This window comes from Paraburkholderia ribeironis, assembly GCF_900019265.1.
GTDB lineage: Bacteria > Pseudomonadota > Gammaproteobacteria > Burkholderiales > Burkholderiaceae > Paraburkholderia > Paraburkholderia ribeironis.
Genome location: NZ_CYGX02000108.1, coordinates 1 through 14,873 on the forward strand (window position 1 = coordinate 1; position 14,873 = coordinate 14,873).

The following is a 14,873-nucleotide window of genomic DNA, read 5'->3' on the forward strand; positions in this document are numbered from 1 at the left end:
GGCCGCCGAAGCCGCGTTCGATGCGGTGCAGGCGGGCCGCCACAATGATGAACTCGCTGCTTACCCTGAGTCGTTCAGGACTTCGTGGCTGCACACCGAGCTGTATCGCGCACGTAACTTCAAACAGTGGATGAGCAAGGGCCTGTATCTGGGCACGCTGATGGTCGGCATCGAGCAGAAGCTGCTGGGCGGCAATGTGCCGTGGACGCTGCATCACCAGCACTGGGATCACGAGATGCTCAGACCGGCGTCGCAGTGCAAGCCGATCGAGTATCCGAAGCCGGATGGCAAGCTGACGTTCGACCGGCTGTCGTCGGTGTTCATCTCGAACACGAATCATGAGGAGAACCAGCCGGCGCATCTGACGCTGAAGGATCCGTCGGTGCCGGTGAACGTGAACTGGCAGACCTATGCCGGTCCGGAGTCGCGCTACTGCCCGGCCGCCGTGTATGAATTCGTCAAGAACGACGACGGCAGCGAGCGGCTCGTGATCAACGCGCAGAACTGCGTGCACTGCAAGACTTGCGACATCAAGGACCCGACGCAGAACATCGTGTGGGTCACACCGGAAGGCGGCGGCGGGCCGAACTATCCGAATATGTGATCGGATCCCGTGTCGGTCTTCGCAGCGCTTTCTGAATATCCTGCGCTGCGAAGACTGCGTCAACGACACGCCATCGCCTTGATCCGTTCCCGCGTCGAGCCGCGGCTGCCGCATTAGTTCGATCGAATCGTACCAGGCGGTCAGCGGCGATTCATCCCCCAGAACCGCGCCGGCACGCGATCAATCATCAGACAGGTCGGGACGCCGAGCGCCCCCGCCAGATGCGCGGGCCCGCTATCGATGGTCACGACCGGATCCGGATTCGCCCGCAACGCAACGGACCGTGGCGCGGCGGCACGAGCGCACAGCGCCGCGAGCTGGCTATCCGCCAGCCGGTGTTCAGACCGGCCATGGGAACGGCACTGCCGGCGCCGCGGCTACGGTGGCGTTCAGGAGCGCTGCTTACGGCGCGCTCGCCGCGATCTTCGGCGTGCTCACGACGACGTCGCCGCATTGCGCGCGATGACGCAGCGCGTGATCGATCAGCACCAGCGCGAGCATCGATTCGGCGATCGGCGTTGCACGAATGCCGACGCATGGGTCATGTCGCCCGAACGTTTCGACGATAGCAGGCTGGCCGGCCTTGTCGATCGAGCGGCGCGGCGTGCGAATGCTCGAAGTCGGCTTGATCGCGATCGACACCGTGATGTCCTGACCGGTCGAAATACCGCCGAGCACGCCGCCCGCATGATTGCCGACAAAGCCTTCCGGCGTCAGTTCGTCGCCGTGCACCGAACCGCGTTGCGCGACGCTCGCGAAGCCCGCGCCGATCTCGACGCCCTTCACCGCGTTGATGCCCATCATCGCGTGCGCGATGTCGGCGTCGAGCCGGTCGAACAGCGGCTCACCAAGGCCGACCGGCACGCCGGAAGCCACGACATTGATGCGCGCGCCAATCGAATCGCCGTCTTTGCGCAGCGCGTCCATATACGCTTCGAGCTGCGGCACGATTCCGGCGTTCGGCACGAAGAACGGATTCTCGCGCACGTGCGCCCAGTCGACGAAGGGCACGTCGATCTCACCGAGCGCGGCCATATATCCGCGAATCTCAGTGCCGAACTTCTCGCGCAGCCACTTCTTCGCGACCGCGCCCGCCGCCACCGTCGGCGCCGTCAAACGCGCCGACGAACGGCCGCCGCCGCGATAGTCGCGGATGCCGTATTTCTGCCAGTAGGTGTAGTCGGCATGGCCCGGGCGGAACGTCTCGGCGATGTTGCCGTAGTCCTTGCTGCGCTGGTCCGTGTTGCGGATCAGCAGCGCGATCGGCGCGCCGGTGGTGTGGCCTTCGAACACACCCGACAGGATCTCGACCTTGTCTTCCTCCTGGCGCTGCGTGACGTGGCGCGACGTGCCGGGCTTGCGGCGGTCGAGTTCGAACTGGATGTCGGCTTCGTTGAGCGCCATGCCCGGCGGGCAGCCATCTATCACACAGCCGATAGCGGGGCCGTGCGATTCGCCGAAGGTCGTGACAGTGAAAAGCGTACCGAGCGTGTTGCCGGACATGGGCGTCGTCCAAAGAAATACGGGGAGACCGCTATTATGCCAGCCCCATCGCCTGGGGACCGCGTCGCGTGGCGCTTCTGGCCGATCGGCCAGGGCGCGTGCGCGTGCGCGGGCCGCTGTGGGCCGCTGTGGGCCGCTGCGGACCGCTGCGGACCGCTGCGGACCGCTACTTGCGCGCGCCGCGCAACTCGGCAACGACCTGCTGCAACTTTTCGGGCGTCGCCTGCGCCGGATCGATCGGCTCGCCCACCGCGAGACTCAGCCGGCTCATGACGCCCGTGCGGATCGGCCGCGGCCAGCGCGCGTCGGCGGCGCGAGAAAACACGCTGCCCCACAAGCCCCGCAGCGCCATCGGAATGATCGGCGCCGGCGTGCGACGAACTATCTCGGTCACGCCGTGACGGAATGGATTCATCTCGCCGGTACGGGTGAGCTTGCCTTCCGGGAAGATGCAGACCAGGTCGCCCTCGGCGAGCGCCTGCGCGCAACGCTCGTAAGCATGCGTGAGCAGTTGCGGGTCCTGATGCGCCGGCGCGATCGGAATCGCTTTCGCGTGACGAAACAGCCACCCCACGAACGGCGAGCGGAAGATCTGGTGGTCCATCACGAAGCGGATCGGCCGCGGGCTTTCGGCCATGATCACGATCGCGTCGACGAAGCTCACGTGGTTGCACACGAGCACGGCCGCGCCCTCTTGCGGAATCCGCTCGGCATGCACGAGGCGAATCCGGTAGAACGTGTGCACCAGCAGCCACGCGATGAAGCGCAGCAGGAACTCGGGCACCAGCGAATAGATGTAGGCCGCCACGACGATGTTCAGCAGCGCGGTCACCAGAAAGATGACCGGAATGCCGAAGCCGGCCGCGGTCAGACCCATTGCCATCAGCGCCGAAACGATCATGAACAGCGAATTCAGGATATTGTTCGCGCCGATGATGCGCGCCCGGTGGCTCGGCTGGCTGCGGCTCTGGATCAGCGCATAGAGCGGCACGCTGTAGAAGCCGCCGAACATCGCGAGCAGGAACAGATCGGCCAGCACGCGCCAATGCGCGAGCCGTCCGAGAAACTCGCCGACGCTCAGCAGATGCGCCGCAGGCGGCAACGCGTGGCTCGCGAAAAACAGGTCGATCGCGAACACGCTCATGCCGATCGAGCCAAGCGGCACGAGCCCGATTTCGATGCGTCGCTTCGAGAGCCTCTCGCATAGCAGCGAGCCGACGCCGATGCCGATCGAGAACGTGCCGAGCAGCACGGTCACGACGTCCGGATTGGCGGACAGCACGTTTTTCGCGAAGCTGAAAAACGACGACAGAAACGTCGCGCCGACGAACCATAGCCAGGAAATGCCCAGCAGACTGAGGAACACGGTGCGGTTTTCGTGCGCGAGCTTCAGGTTGCGCCACGTCTCGCTGACCGGATTCCAGTTGATGCGCAGTTCGGGCTGCGGCGCGGGCGTCGCCGGCACCAGGCTCGACACGACGCGTCCCACCAGCGCGATCGCGATGCACGCGCAGGCCAGCACCACCGCCCCGTGTTCAGCGAGACCCGCACCCGCCCCGCCGACGATCGTGCCCAGCAGGATCGCGACGAACGTGCCCATCTCGACCATGCCGTTGCCGCCGACCAGCTCCGCGCTCGACAGATGCTGCGGCAGATACGAGTACTTGACGGGCCCGAACACGGTCGAATGGACGCCCATCAGAAACGTGCACAGATATAGCAGCGGCGCGCTATGCATCCAGAAACCCGCGCCACCGATCAGCATCACGACGATCTCGAAGCTCTTGACGAAGCGCGTGAGCATGGCCTTGTCGTACTTGTCAGCGATCTGGCCGGAGGTGGCCGACAACAGCACGAACGGCAGAATGAAAATCGCCGAAATCAGGAACGCGGCGGTTTTCGGATCGACTCCGGAAAAGCGTGCCGCCTGGTACGTGACGAGCGACGTGAAGCCAATCTTGAAGACGTTGTCGTTCATCGCGCCGAGGAACTGCGTCCAGAAAAACGGCGCGAAGCGGCGCTGGCTGAGCAGCCGGAACTGTGATTCATGCGCCTCTTGCGCGCGGGAGGTGCGGCGCGCGGCAGGCAACGGACGATCGCTCATGAAGTTCGGGAAACGGCCCAGAAAAGCAACGACGAAGAAAGCGCCCCGGGTGGCTCACCGCGCAGGCGGCTCACCGCGGGTAGCCCACCGCGCAGGCGACTCACGACACGCAACATCGCGCCAGCCTGTTCAGCCACACGCGCGGCCACCCGTTCCGACGACCCGAGCGCAACGCGACCGGACACAAAAAAAGCGCACGCTTGCGCGCACGCCTTGCCTGCATCCTCGCGCTCACAGCAACCGCCGAAGCGCCGGTAAGTCAGCGCGCATCAACGCGCCGGCTGTTGTTCCTGCTGTTCTTCCGGCCAATCGCGGATATAGGCCTTGAGCATGCGGTTTTCAAAGCCCTGTTCTTCGACCACCGCCTTCGCGACGTCGTAAAAAGAGATCACGCCCATCAGCGTGCGGCTTTCCATCACCGGCAAATAACGCACGTGATGTTCGAGCATCATGCGGCGAACTTCGTTGACGTCTGTTTCAGGTGTGCAGGTGAGCGGATGGTCGTCCATGACCTTGCGGATCGTGGAGGTGCCAACGCTGCCGCCGTTCTTGCTCAGCGTCAGAATGATTTCGCGAAACGTCAGCATGCCGACGAGATCGCCATATTCCATCACCACCAGCGAGCCGATATCGTGCTCAGCCATCGTGTTGACTGCGTCATGCAGCATGGTCTCGGGTGTGACCGTGAAAAGGGTGTTGCCTTTGACTTTGAGAATGTCGCTGACTCGCATGATCTGTCTCCGTGGCGCCCGCCAAGCTGATAATGTATCAATGACTTTCGATCCTAGCGGAAAGGCCCATAAAAGGAAAGCGGCCCGCCCGCCAAGGCTCAGCGGGTTTCAGCGGACGTTTGCCGTCTCGAATTCACGCCTGTCTCGCGCATGCGCATCGGGAAAACCGCGCTTGAAGCGACGCCTGCCGGTGATAGGATGGCCGCCACGTTCACCCTTCGCGAGGCCGCTCGTGGCCCCGCCACCGACGATGTCCGCCAACCGTTTCGACACGCTTGCGCTGCATGCCGGCGCTGCCCCCGACCCCGCGACTGGCGCACGCGCCACGCCTATTTACCAGACTACCTCGTTTTCGTTCCGCGACTCGGACCACGCCGCAGCGCTCTTCAACATGGAGCGCGCCGGCCACGTCTACTCGCGCATTTCGAATCCGACCGTCGCCGTGTTCGAGGAACGCGTGGCCGCGCTGGAGAACGGCGCGGGCGCGATCGGCACGGCCAGCGGCCAGGCGGCGTTGCATCTGGCGATCGTCACGCTGATGGGCGCGGGCTCGCATATCGTCGCCTCCAGCGCGCTGTACGGCGGCTCGCACAATCTGCTGCACTACACGCTGCGCCGCTTCGGCATCGAGACGACCTTCGTCAAGCCCGGTGACATCGACGCGTGGCGCGCCGCGTTGCGCCCGACGACGCGGCTGCTGTTCGGCGAGACACTTGGCAACCCCGGCCTCGACGTGCTCGATATCGCCGCCGTCGCGCAGATCGCGCATGAGCATCACGTCCCGCTGCTGGTCGACTCGACCTTCACGACGCCGTACCTGCTCAAGCCGTTCGAACATGGCGCCGACTTCGTTTATCACTCGGCCACCAAATTCCTTGGCGGCCACGGCACGACGATTGGTGGCGTGCTAGTGGATGGCGGCACGTTCGACTTCGACGCGTCGGGGCGTTTTCCCGAGTTCACCGAGCCATACGAGGGCTTCCACGGCATGGTGTTCGCCGAGGAGAGCACGGTCGCGCCATTCCTGTTACGTGCACGCCGCGAAGGCCTGCGCGATTTCGGCGCGTGCCTGCATCCGCAGGCCGCGTGGCAACTGCTGCAAGGCATCGAGACGCTGCCTCTGCGCATGGAGCGGCATGTCGCGAATACGCGTCGCGTGGTCGAGTTCCTGGCCGCTCACGCCGCCGTCGAAACGGTCGCCTACCCGGAGCTGCCGACGCATCCCGACTACGCGCTCGCACAGCGTCTGCTGCCACGCGGCGCGGGCGCGGTGTTCAGCTTCAACCTGCGCAGCGACCGCGCCGCCGGCCGCCGCTTCATCGAAGCGCTGTCGCTGTTCTCACATCTCGCCAATGTCGGTGACGTGCGTTCGCTGGTGATCCATCCTGCGTCGACCACGCATTTCCGGATGGACGCCGCCGCACTCGCGGCCGCCGGCATCGCCGAAGGCACGATCCGCCTGTCGATCGGACTCGAAGATCCCGACGATCTGATCGATGATCTCAAACGCGCGCTGAAGGCCGCGCAAAAATCGGGCGGCGCCGCTGCCCAGTCCCGCCCGGAGTCCGCATGATCGTCACCGTTCAAGGCCGGCCGGCCTACGCGTACACCGGCGGCAAACCGTTCGACGCCAGTCTGCGGGCCGCGGTGTTCATCCATGGTGCCGAACACGACCACAGCGTGTGGGCATTGCAAAGCCGTTACTTCGCTCACCATGGCTTCGGCGTGCTGGCGGTGGATCTGCCCGGACACTGCCGCAGCGCCGGTCCGGCTCTCACCACCGTGCCGGCGCTGGCCGAATGGCTCGCCGCCCTGCTCGACGCCGCCGGCGTGCAGCGCGCATTCGTGGCCGGCCACAGCATGGGCTCGCTGATCGCACTCGACTTCGCCGGCCGCTACCCACAACGCGCGACGCATCTCGCCCTGCTCGCCACCGCCATGCCGATGACCGTCTCCGACACCTTGCTCGACGCCGCGCTGCATCGCGAAGCCGAGGCGATCGACATGGTCAACCAGTGGTCGCATGCGACGCTCGCGGCCAAGCCTTCCTGCCCCGGGCCCGGCTTCTGGCTGCACGGCATGAACCAGCGGCTGATGGAGCGCGTCTCGGCGCGCGGCGAAGCGCACCTGTTCCACACCGACTTCACCGCATGCCACACCTACACAGACGGCCTCGCTCGCGCCGCCCAGGTTCGCTGCGCGACACGTCTGCTGGTTGGCCGGCGCGATGCGATGACGCCGCCGCGCGCCGCCAGGGCGCTTGCCGACGCGCTCGCGCAGGCGGGCGTGCGGGTCGACACCGTGATGCTCGAAGCAGGTCACGCATTGATGACCGAGCAACCCGACGCCACGCTCGACGCGCTGTTCAGCTTCGCCTGCGGTGCGCCTCGCGAAGCCTGATGAGGCTGTGATGAGGCTGTGAGGCAGCGCGAGTCGAAATGCGAGTCGTCATGCGAGTCGTCATGCGAGTCGTCATGCGAGTTACCACGCGAGTCATCACGATAAGCGCTCGGAACGAGCCGCGCCATCGGCCGAATGGCCAGGTTGCACGCAAGACCCGATAGCCGGACAATTGACTCAAGCCTGTCCTGCTTCGGGCGCGCGCACACGGCGTGCCGTCACGCTGCGAAGCAACTGGAAGCGACGGGCACGGAGTCGAGCAGCGTGCATTCCCGGAGGCCGTCATGGCTCATACCGCACACACCGATCACTTCGCGAGTTTCGCGGAGTTCTACCCGTACTATCTGAGCGAGCATCGCAATATGGTCTCGCGGCGGCTGCATTTCGTGGGATCGCTCGGCGTGATCGGCTGTCTCGCCATGGCGCTCGCGACCGGCGACTGGCTATGGCTGCCGGCAGCCGTGATCTGCGGCTACGGCTTCGCATGGGTTGGACATTTTTTCTTCGAGAAAAACCGGCCCGCAACCTTCCGTCATCCGATTTATAGCCTGATGGGCGATTGGATGATGTTCAAGGATATTTGCGTCGGCAGGATTTCGCTGTAGGTGGCGCATGCGCTCACGCGATTGCTTCAGCGAGATGTCCTGCCTCAAGTCAAGCCGCCTGATGCGGCATGGAAGGCGTGGCGCGCTCGTTCTGTCCGGCACGGGCCGCTCTGGCCGCCGCTCGCGCCGCCAGTAAGGTTGCGAGCGTCACTTTCAGCTTGTCGTTGTCCAGCGACGCCAGCAGCGTGCCGCCATCCACGCGCGTGGATTCCAGTTCGAGCTGATACGCGAGTTCCGCCCGGTCGATCACGAACAGGTCGAACAGACGTTCGACGGTGACCTGCGCCGGGTTCGCCACCAGCAGGAAGTGCGGACCCGCGGTGTCCTCCTGCAGGCGCGCGATCCACTCGGTCTCCTCGAGCCGCTGCAGCAGGTAGAGCGTGGTATCCATATCGCGGCGAAGCATGCGCGACAACTCCGGCACCGTGTAGCCACGCGTGCCCGCGTCGCGTGCTTGCGAGAGCCACGCGAGCAGTTCGAGCGAGTCGAACAGATTGCTGCCGTCGAACGTGGGCCGATGAAACTGGCCGATGCGAATCGCCGGCAGTGCGGACGCGATCATTGCGCCCGCGAGCGTAATGAACCAGCACAGGTACATCCACAGCAGGAACAGCGGCACGGCGGCGAACGCGCCGTACACCGCGGTGTAGGTCGGAATGCGGCGCACGTAGTAGCCGAAGCCGCGCTTGGCAAGCTCGAACGCGATCGCGGCGCTCACGCCGCCGATCACCGCGTCGCGCCACTCCACGCGGCAGTTCGGCAGGTAGACGTAGAGAATCGTGAAGGCGAGCGCCGTCAGCGGCAGCGCCGCGCCCGTAAGCGCCCACTCGATGACCGGCGTGATGCGCTGGGCCGCCGTGAAGGTCATCGATTGCGTGAACAGATACGAGGAAATCGACAGGCTCACGCCGATCAGGATCGGGCCGAGCGTGATGATCGCCCAGTAGACCAGAATGCGCTGCGCGACCGGCCGCGCCTTGCGCACCCGCCAGATCACGTTGAACGCGGATTCGACGGTCATCATGGTCATCACGGCCGTGACGAACAGCAAGATCATGCCGATCGTGGTCAGCCCCTTGGCCTTCGACGCGAACTGGTTCAGATACTTGAAGATCTGACTGTTCAGCTGCGCGGGCATCAGGTGGTCGGCGAGAAAAAGCTGCAACGAGTCCTGGAACGAACTGAAAATCGGAAACGCGGTGAACAATGCGAACGCCACCGTGGCGAGCGGCACAAGCGCCAGCATCGCCGTGAACGTGAGGCTGCCCGCCACCTGTGGAATGCGGTCTTCGCCTATGCGCTGCGCGGCGAACTGCGCGAGTCTTTTGAGCGTGTCGAGATCGAAACGCACCCTGGACAACAAACCAACCTCCTTGCTTCGTGAACCGGCGTTTGCGGAGCGCTCGCGGGACCTGGCCGAACGGCCATGTGCGGCCTGTGGAGCGGACCCAGCCCCTATAATACCCGTTCACCGATGAGGCCTATGAAAGACATTCTCGTGCTTTATTACAGCCGTCACGGCGCCACCCGCGAGCTCGCGCTGGCGATCGCGCACGGCGTCGACAGCATCCCTGGCATGCAGGCGCGCGTGCGCACCGTGCCGGCGGTTTCCACCGTCTGCGAAGCGACACAGCCCGACATTCCCGCCGAAGGTCCGCCCTACGTCGAACTGCGCGACCTCGAAGAATGCGCCGGGCTCGCGCTCGGCTCGCCCACCCGCTTCGGCAACATGGCCGCACCGCTCAAGTACTTTCTCGACGGCACCACGCCGCAGTGGTTATCCGGCACGCTGTCCGGCAAACCGGCCTGCGTGTTCACGTCGACCGGCAGTCTGCATGGCGGCCAGGAATCCACGCTACTCTCGATGATGCTGCCGCTGCTCCATCACGGCATGCTGATCGTCGGCATCCCGTACACGGAGAGCGCATTGAGCACCACGCAAAGCGGCGGCACGCCCTACGGCGCGTCGCATTTCGCCCGCGCGGGCACGGCGTCCCAAGGCATCTCCGCCGATGAAAAGACGCTCGCCATTGCCCTCGGCGCGCGTGTCGCACGCACGGCGGCATCCATGAGCGAAAGGCCGTGAGTGAGCCTGACGTGAACCAGGTCAAGCCGCTCAGCCAGGTCGACCCGGTCAACCTGGTCGGCCCGGTCGGCGCTTCGGCCGCGAGCGACGGCGCCGCCACGACCGCGGACCTGCGCGCCGCCGTGATGCCCGTGCAGGCCACACGCGCGGCCGCGCTCGGTGCGACCGCCGCGTTGCTTGCACTGATCGCGCTATCGGTCGCGTGGGAATGGTGGCTCGCGCCGCTGCGCCCCGGCGGCTCGGCGCTCGTGCTCAAGGCCGTGCCGCTGGTGCTCGCGCTGCCGGGCGTCTGGCGGCGGCGCTTGTACACGCTGCAATGGGCGTCGATGTTGATCCTGCTGTATTTCGCCGAAGGTGTCGTGCGTGGCTGGAGCGATCACGGATTGAGCGCGCGCCTCGGCTGGCTGCAAGCCGCGCTCGCCATGATCTTTTTCGTCTGCGCGCTAGCCTACGTCGCACCGTTCAAGCGCGCGGCCAAACGCGCCATGAAGCAGGCCACCGCTCAGGGCGCGAGTCAGGCCACGAGTCTGGCCGCAAGCCACGCGGCAACTCATTCATCAACTCATTCATCAACTCATTCATCAACTCATTCATCAACTCATTCATCAACTCATTCATCAACTCATTCATCAACTCATTCATCAACTCACTCACCAACTGACGCGGCAACCCGTGCTGCGTCCGAAGCGGCACCTCCGGCAACAATCGAACCCGACCAGCAGCGCAAACCGAACGCCTGACCGGCACGCCCCGCTCCCTACAACACTGCATCCGGCACGCCGCCCGAACCCGCTGACCGATCACCATGACTCGAACCGCTTTCCTCGCCGCCTGCCGCAACGCCATCGGCGCAACTCAGGTACTGACCGATCCGCACGACACCGCCCCGTATCTCACCGACTGGCGTCGCCGCTACACCGGCGCGGCCTGTGCGGTGCTCTGCCCGGCCACGCCCGCTGAAGTCGCGGCGCTCGTGCGGCTCGCCGTCAAGCATCGCGTCGCGCTGGTGCCGCAAGGCGGCAACACAGGTCTGGCCGGCGGCGCCACGCCCGACGCGAGCGGCGCGCAGGCGGTCATCAGCTTGCGGCGGTTGAATCGCGTGCGCGACATCGATCCGCACAACAACACGATCACCGTCGAAGCCGGCGTGATCCTCGAGCAGGTGCAGAAGCACGCCGAAGCGGCCGGCCGACTGTTTCCGCTGAGCCTTGCCGCCGAAGGCAGCTGCACGATCGGCGGCAATCTCGCCACCAACGCGGGCGGCACCGGCGTGCTGCGCTACGGCAACACGCGCGAACTGTGCCTCGGCCTCGAAGTGGTGACGCCGCAAGGCGAACTGTGGGACGGCCTGCGTGGACTGCGCAAGGACAACACCGGCTACGATCTGCGCGATCTGTTCATCGGTGCGGAGGGCACGCTGGGCATCATCACCGCCGCCGTGCTCAAGCTGCATCCGCAGCCGGCCGCGCGGGTCACGGCGCTCGCCGCGCTGGCGTCGCCGCATGCGGCGCTCGACTTTCTGTCGCTCGCGCAACGCATCGCCGGGCCGCTCCTGACCGGCTTCGAGCTGATGTCGGATTTCTGCCTGCGCCTCGTCGGCCGGCATTTCGAGCAGATGCGCTATCCGTTCGCCGAGCCGCACGCGCAAATCGTGCTGCTGGAATTGTCGGACAGTGAAAGCGAGGAACACGCACGTGCGCTGTTCGAGCGTTTGATGGAAACCGCGCTCGAAGACGGTCTCGTGCAGGACGCGGTGGTCGCGGAAAACCTCACGCAATCGCGAGCGTTCTGGAATCTGCGCGAACACATTCCGCTCGCCCAGGCCGCGGAAGGCCTGAACATCAAGCACGACATCGCGGTGCCGATCTCGCGCATCGGCGAATTCATCGAGACGACCGATGCCGCCGTCGCGCAGGCGGCGCCGGGCTCGCGCATGGTGACGTTCGGACATCTCGGCGACGGCAATCTGCACTACAACGTGCAGGCACCCGAAGGCGTCGACGCGAAGGCGTTTCTCGAGCAATACCAGAGTCCGATCAACCAGATCGTCTACGACAGCGTGCACCGGCATCGCGGCAGTATCAGCGCGGAACATGGGCTCGGCCAGCTGAAGATCGACGAGGCCATGCATTACAAGCAGGACGTCGAGGTGCAACTGATGCGTGCCGTCAAACACGCGCTCGATCCGCTGAACCTGATGAATCCGGGCAAGGTGCTACGCTAATAACTGAAGCCTCCGCCTTCTGACGTGGAGGCGCTTGCAGGAGTCGTGGCCGTGAAGATTCGAGTGCTGTCCGATCTGCATCTGGAGAACGACGAGCCCGAGCTGATCCCGCATGCGTTCGCGGATCTGATCGTGCTGGCCGGCGACATCCACAACCACGCGGCCGGCCCGCGCTGGGCCGCGCAGACCTTCGACGGTGCCGTGCCGGTGATCTATGTGCCCGGCAATCACGAGTACTACGACGGCGAGTTCAGCGCGCTCGAACGCGCGCTATTCGACGCGGCCGCGCAGGTCGACAACGTGCATGTGCTGAACAACGCCGCGCTGGTCGACCCGCAAGGCCGGTGGCGCGTGCTCGGCACCACGCTGTGGACCGACTTCGCGCTGTATGGCGCGCAGCCGGGCGTGCTCGACGAATCGATCGACGCGGCCCGCCGGGTCATGCTCGATTTCCGTGGACTGATCCAGATGAACTGGCCTCACGACACGCACGACGTCGAGCGCGACTTCACGCCCGCCGACTCGCTCGCGCTGCACCGGCAAGCGCGTGCCTGGCTCGAAAGCGAGCTCGCCAGACCGTTCGGCGGCAAGACGATCGTGGTGACGCATCACGCGCCGCATCGGCTGAGTCTCGCCGGACGCTATGCGCAGGACCGCGCGTCGGCCGGCTTCGTCAGTCATCTGCCGGAGCTGGTGCGTGCGCCCGTCGCGCTGTGGATCCACGGACACACGCATACGTCATTCGACTACACCGTGAACGGCACGCGCGTGGTCTGCAATCCGCGCGGCTATTTCGACCGGCGCACTGGCCAATGGGAAAATCCGCAATTCACATGGGATAAGGTGGTCGAGATCTAGCACCGGTTTGCGGCAGCTCTGGGTGGCATCGGCGGACGGCGCACCTTACGCTGTGGTGGCCGGTCGTGTCGTTGTGGTCCGCTGTCGTTGTGGTCCGTTGCCGTCGTGCTGCGCTGCCGGCGTGCTTGCGCCATAGGGCGACTCAACCGGTGGAACTCAACCCGGGGAACCCGCCCCGTACGCGGCTAGATCCGCTGAATCCGCCGAATCCCGCCACGCGGAGTCGCCTCCGGAGCTCGCCCATGTGTGGTCGAAGCAGGCGCGCGCCGGCAAAAAGGAAGTTTTTCACCGCGCCCCGGCGCCGCGCAGGTGCGGCACCGCTCGGCGGCCAATGCTCAACGCTCGCGCCGTTGTGCCTGCGACTCCGGCCGCTCGGCCTTGAGCGGCACCAGCTGCGGCTGCTGTACGCGCAGGCGGCGCAGCAGATCGCGCGATGCGGCGACCCCGATCAGTCCAAACATGACAGCCACGCCGATCATCAGATGCGTATCCATGAATTCCTCGTTCTGCGGTTGTTGCGGTGTGCCGATCGGCAGTGAAGCGGGCGTGACCGACTGCAGCGGCTGAAGCGGTTGAAGCGGCCGAAGCGGCCGAAGCGGCAGCCCACGAGCCACACGTTAGCAAATCGACCGCGGCGTGGAAGTAAGGAAATGTTGCGGCGCGGCAGATATGTAACAGGCTGTCACGCGACGCCGGTCCGCCGCGTCAACCGTCGCCGCCGACTGCTCGCCACGTCCCCGGCAAACCGCTGGATCCCGGCAACCTCAGGAACGCGCGAACTGCCGCAATTCCGCCTGGTCGGCGGCGAGCGTAGCCGGCAACTCGTCGCGCAGAAATTCGACCCACGTGCGGATCTTGGCGTCCAGATACTGGCGCGACGGGTACAGCGCATACAGGTTCATCTGCTGCGACGTGTATTCCGGCAGCAGCCACACCAGCTCGCCGCTTCGCAGACCGCTGATCGCCGAATAGATCGGGATCAGGCCGATGCCCATCCCCTCGCGCACCGCGACCGCCATCGCCTCGGCGACGTTCACCTGAAACATGGTCGAGCCGAGCGTCACCGTTTCCTCGCCGTTCGGACCATCGAACGTCCAGCGGTCGGGCGGGGACACCGGCGACAGCATGTGCAGGCAGGTATGGCGCGCGAGGTCGGCCGGCGTTTGCGGCACACCGTGCCGCTCCAGGTAGGCCGGTGACGCGCACGCGATGCTGAACGCGCTGCCCAGACGCTGCGACACCAGCCCCGAATCCGGCAGGCCGGTGGCAAGCGTCAGCGATACGTCGAACCCTTCGTCGAGCAGATCGGGCATGCGCTGCGCGAGCGTCAGCTCGATATGCACGTCCGGATAGAGCGCCTGATAACGGCCGACGGCCGGCACCACGTAGTGCTGGCCGAAGCTCGTCATCGCGTGAACTTTCAGCTTGCCGGACGGGCGCGCGTGCGCGTCGCTCGCCTCGGCTTCGGCCTGATCCACGTACGCGAGAATCTGCTCGCAGCGCTGCAGATAGCGCTCGCCCGCCTCGGTCAGCGCGATGCGGCGCGTGGTCCGGTTCAGCAAGCGCGTGCGCAGATGCGCTTCCAGATCGGAGACGGCGCGCGACGCGTAAGCCGTGGTCGTATTCAGATGCTGCGCGGCACCCGTGAAGCTGCCCGCTTCGACGACGCGGACGAATACGCGCATGTTTTGAAGCGTGTCCATACCTTCCTCAATGATCGGTAGAGATTGTTACACGATTCGCAAAGGAGATTGTCTC

Annotated in this window: 14 protein-coding genes and 1 pseudogene; 8 read left to right on the forward strand and 7 right to left on the reverse strand. The window is 65.4% G+C overall.

Annotation, left to right across the window (positions count from 1 at the left end; genetic code table 11):
• Nucleotides 1-604 (forward strand): 4Fe-4S dicluster domain-containing protein (locus tag BN2475_RS30775; RefSeq protein WP_174642085.1); only part of this gene is annotated, 604 nt, incomplete at its 5' end.
• Nucleotides 605-694: 90 nt separating this feature from the next.
• On the opposite strand, the pseudogene BN2475_RS34910 reads toward BN2475_RS30775, so the two are convergent.
• The 4 genes and pseudogenes from BN2475_RS34910 to BN2475_RS30795 form a co-directional block, all read right to left on the reverse strand.
• Nucleotides 695-879, reverse strand: a pseudogene (locus BN2475_RS34910) (ADP-heptose--LPS heptosyltransferase); the annotation flags it as partial.
• 127 nt (nucleotides 880-1,006) lie between these two features.
• Entirely contained in the window at nucleotides 1,007-2,107 is a 1,101-nt protein-coding gene (gene aroC, locus BN2475_RS30785; protein WP_094783164.1) for a chorismate synthase, read from the reverse strand.
• 166 nt (nucleotides 2,108-2,273) lie between these two features.
• Complete coding sequence (locus BN2475_RS30790; RefSeq protein ID WP_094783165.1) at nucleotides 2,274-4,211, reverse strand: MFS transporter; 1,938 nt, start codon at nucleotides 4,209-4,211, stop codon at nucleotides 2,274-2,276.
• Nucleotides 4,212-4,480: 269 nt separating this feature from the next.
• Nucleotides 4,481-4,942 (reverse strand): CBS domain-containing protein, encoded by a 462-nt coding sequence (locus BN2475_RS30795; protein WP_094783166.1) that lies wholly within the window; start codon nucleotides 4,940-4,942, stop codon nucleotides 4,481-4,483.
• Between the two features lie 250 nt (nucleotides 4,943-5,192).
• On the opposite strand from BN2475_RS30795, the gene BN2475_RS30800 reads away from it, so the two are divergent.
• The 3 genes from BN2475_RS30800 to BN2475_RS30810 all read left to right on the forward strand — a co-directional run bounded on the left by BN2475_RS30800 (nucleotide 5,193) and on the right by BN2475_RS30810 (nucleotide 7,947).
• A complete protein-coding gene (locus BN2475_RS30800) occupies nucleotides 5,193-6,515 on the forward strand; it encodes an O-acetylhomoserine aminocarboxypropyltransferase (RefSeq protein WP_094783167.1) in 1,323 nt (440 codons plus the stop codon).
• Nucleotides 6,512-7,342, forward strand: a complete 831-nt coding sequence (locus BN2475_RS30805) for an alpha/beta fold hydrolase (RefSeq protein ID WP_094783168.1) — start codon at nucleotides 6,512-6,514, stop codon at nucleotides 7,340-7,342. The genes BN2475_RS30800 and BN2475_RS30805 overlap by 4 nt, the downstream gene beginning before the upstream one ends.
• 284 nt (nucleotides 7,343-7,626) lie before the next feature.
• Nucleotides 7,627-7,947 (forward strand): Mpo1-like protein, encoded by a 321-nt coding sequence (locus BN2475_RS30810; protein ID WP_094783169.1) that lies wholly within the window; start codon nucleotides 7,627-7,629, stop codon nucleotides 7,945-7,947.
• A gap of 49 nt (nucleotides 7,948-7,996) precedes the next feature.
• Here the strand turns inward: BN2475_RS30810 and BN2475_RS30815 are convergent, their stop codons facing one another.
• Nucleotides 7,997-9,310, reverse strand: a complete 1,314-nt coding sequence (locus BN2475_RS30815; RefSeq protein WP_094783170.1) for a YihY family inner membrane protein — start codon at nucleotides 9,308-9,310, stop codon at nucleotides 7,997-7,999.
• Nucleotides 9,311-9,430: 120 nt separating this feature from the next.
• On the opposite strand from BN2475_RS30815, the gene wrbA reads away from it, so the two are divergent.
• The 4 genes from wrbA to BN2475_RS30835 all read left to right on the forward strand — a co-directional run bounded on the left by wrbA (nucleotide 9,431) and on the right by BN2475_RS30835 (nucleotide 13,115).
• Entirely contained in the window at nucleotides 9,431-10,033 is a 603-nt protein-coding gene (gene wrbA / locus BN2475_RS30820; protein ID WP_094783171.1) for an NAD(P)H:quinone oxidoreductase, read from the forward strand.
• On the forward strand, nucleotides 10,030-10,773 hold the full coding sequence (locus BN2475_RS36655) for a DUF2069 domain-containing protein (protein WP_425435585.1): 744 nt from the start codon (nucleotides 10,030-10,032) through the stop codon (nucleotides 10,771-10,773). The genes wrbA and BN2475_RS36655 overlap by 4 nt, the downstream gene beginning before the upstream one ends.
• Nucleotides 10,774-10,838: 65 nt before the next feature.
• Nucleotides 10,839-12,257 carry an FAD-binding oxidoreductase gene (locus tag BN2475_RS30830; protein ID WP_094783172.1) on the forward strand — a complete coding sequence of 473 codons (1,419 nt, stop codon included), beginning with the start codon at nucleotides 10,839-10,841 and terminating at the stop codon, nucleotides 12,255-12,257.
• Between the two features lie 51 nt (nucleotides 12,258-12,308).
• Entirely contained in the window at nucleotides 12,309-13,115 is an 807-nt protein-coding gene (locus tag BN2475_RS30835; RefSeq protein ID WP_094783182.1) for a metallophosphoesterase, read from the forward strand.
• A gap of 335 nt (nucleotides 13,116-13,450) precedes the next feature.
• On the opposite strand, the gene BN2475_RS34730 is transcribed toward BN2475_RS30835, so the two are convergent.
• Together BN2475_RS34730 and BN2475_RS30845 are read right to left on the reverse strand one after the other, a co-directional pair.
• Nucleotides 13,451-13,609, reverse strand: a complete 159-nt coding sequence (locus BN2475_RS34730; protein WP_162844506.1) for a hypothetical protein — start codon at nucleotides 13,607-13,609, stop codon at nucleotides 13,451-13,453.
• A gap of 270 nt (nucleotides 13,610-13,879) precedes the next feature.
• On the reverse strand, nucleotides 13,880-14,818 hold the full coding sequence (locus tag BN2475_RS30845) for a LysR family transcriptional regulator (protein WP_094783174.1): 939 nt from the start codon (nucleotides 14,816-14,818) through the stop codon (nucleotides 13,880-13,882).
• Nucleotides 14,819-14,873: the final 55 nt, after the last annotated feature.

Bases quoted from the DNA above. Each gene is read 5' to 3' on its own strand.
- wrbA (WP_094783171.1), top strand. From the start codon at position 9,431: ATGAAAGACATTCTCGTGCTTTATTACAGCCGTCACGGCGCCACCCGC.
- BN2475_RS34730 (WP_162844506.1), bottom strand. From the start codon at position 13,609: ATGGATACGCATCTGATGATCGGCGTGGCTGTCATGTTTGGACTGATC.
- BN2475_RS30810 (WP_094783169.1), top strand. From the start codon at position 7,627: ATGGCTCATACCGCACACACCGATCACTTCGCGAGTTTCGCGGAGTTC.
- BN2475_RS30795 (WP_094783166.1), bottom strand. From the start codon at position 4,942: ATGCGAGTCAGCGACATTCTCAAAGTCAAAGGCAACACCCTTTTCACG.
- BN2475_RS30790 (WP_094783165.1), bottom strand. From the start codon at position 4,211: ATGAGCGATCGTCCGTTGCCTGCCGCGCGCCGCACCTCCCGCGCGCAA.
- BN2475_RS30830 (WP_094783172.1), top strand. From the start codon at position 10,839: ATGACTCGAACCGCTTTCCTCGCCGCCTGCCGCAACGCCATCGGCGCA.
- BN2475_RS30845 (WP_094783174.1), bottom strand. From the start codon at position 14,818: ATGGACACGCTTCAAAACATGCGCGTATTCGTCCGCGTCGTCGAAGCG.
- BN2475_RS30800 (WP_094783167.1), top strand. From the start codon at position 5,193: ATGTCCGCCAACCGTTTCGACACGCTTGCGCTGCATGCCGGCGCTGCC.
- aroC (WP_094783164.1), bottom strand. From the start codon at position 2,107: ATGTCCGGCAACACGCTCGGTACGCTTTTCACTGTCACGACCTTCGGC.
- BN2475_RS30805 (WP_094783168.1), top strand. From the start codon at position 6,512: ATGATCGTCACCGTTCAAGGCCGGCCGGCCTACGCGTACACCGGCGGC.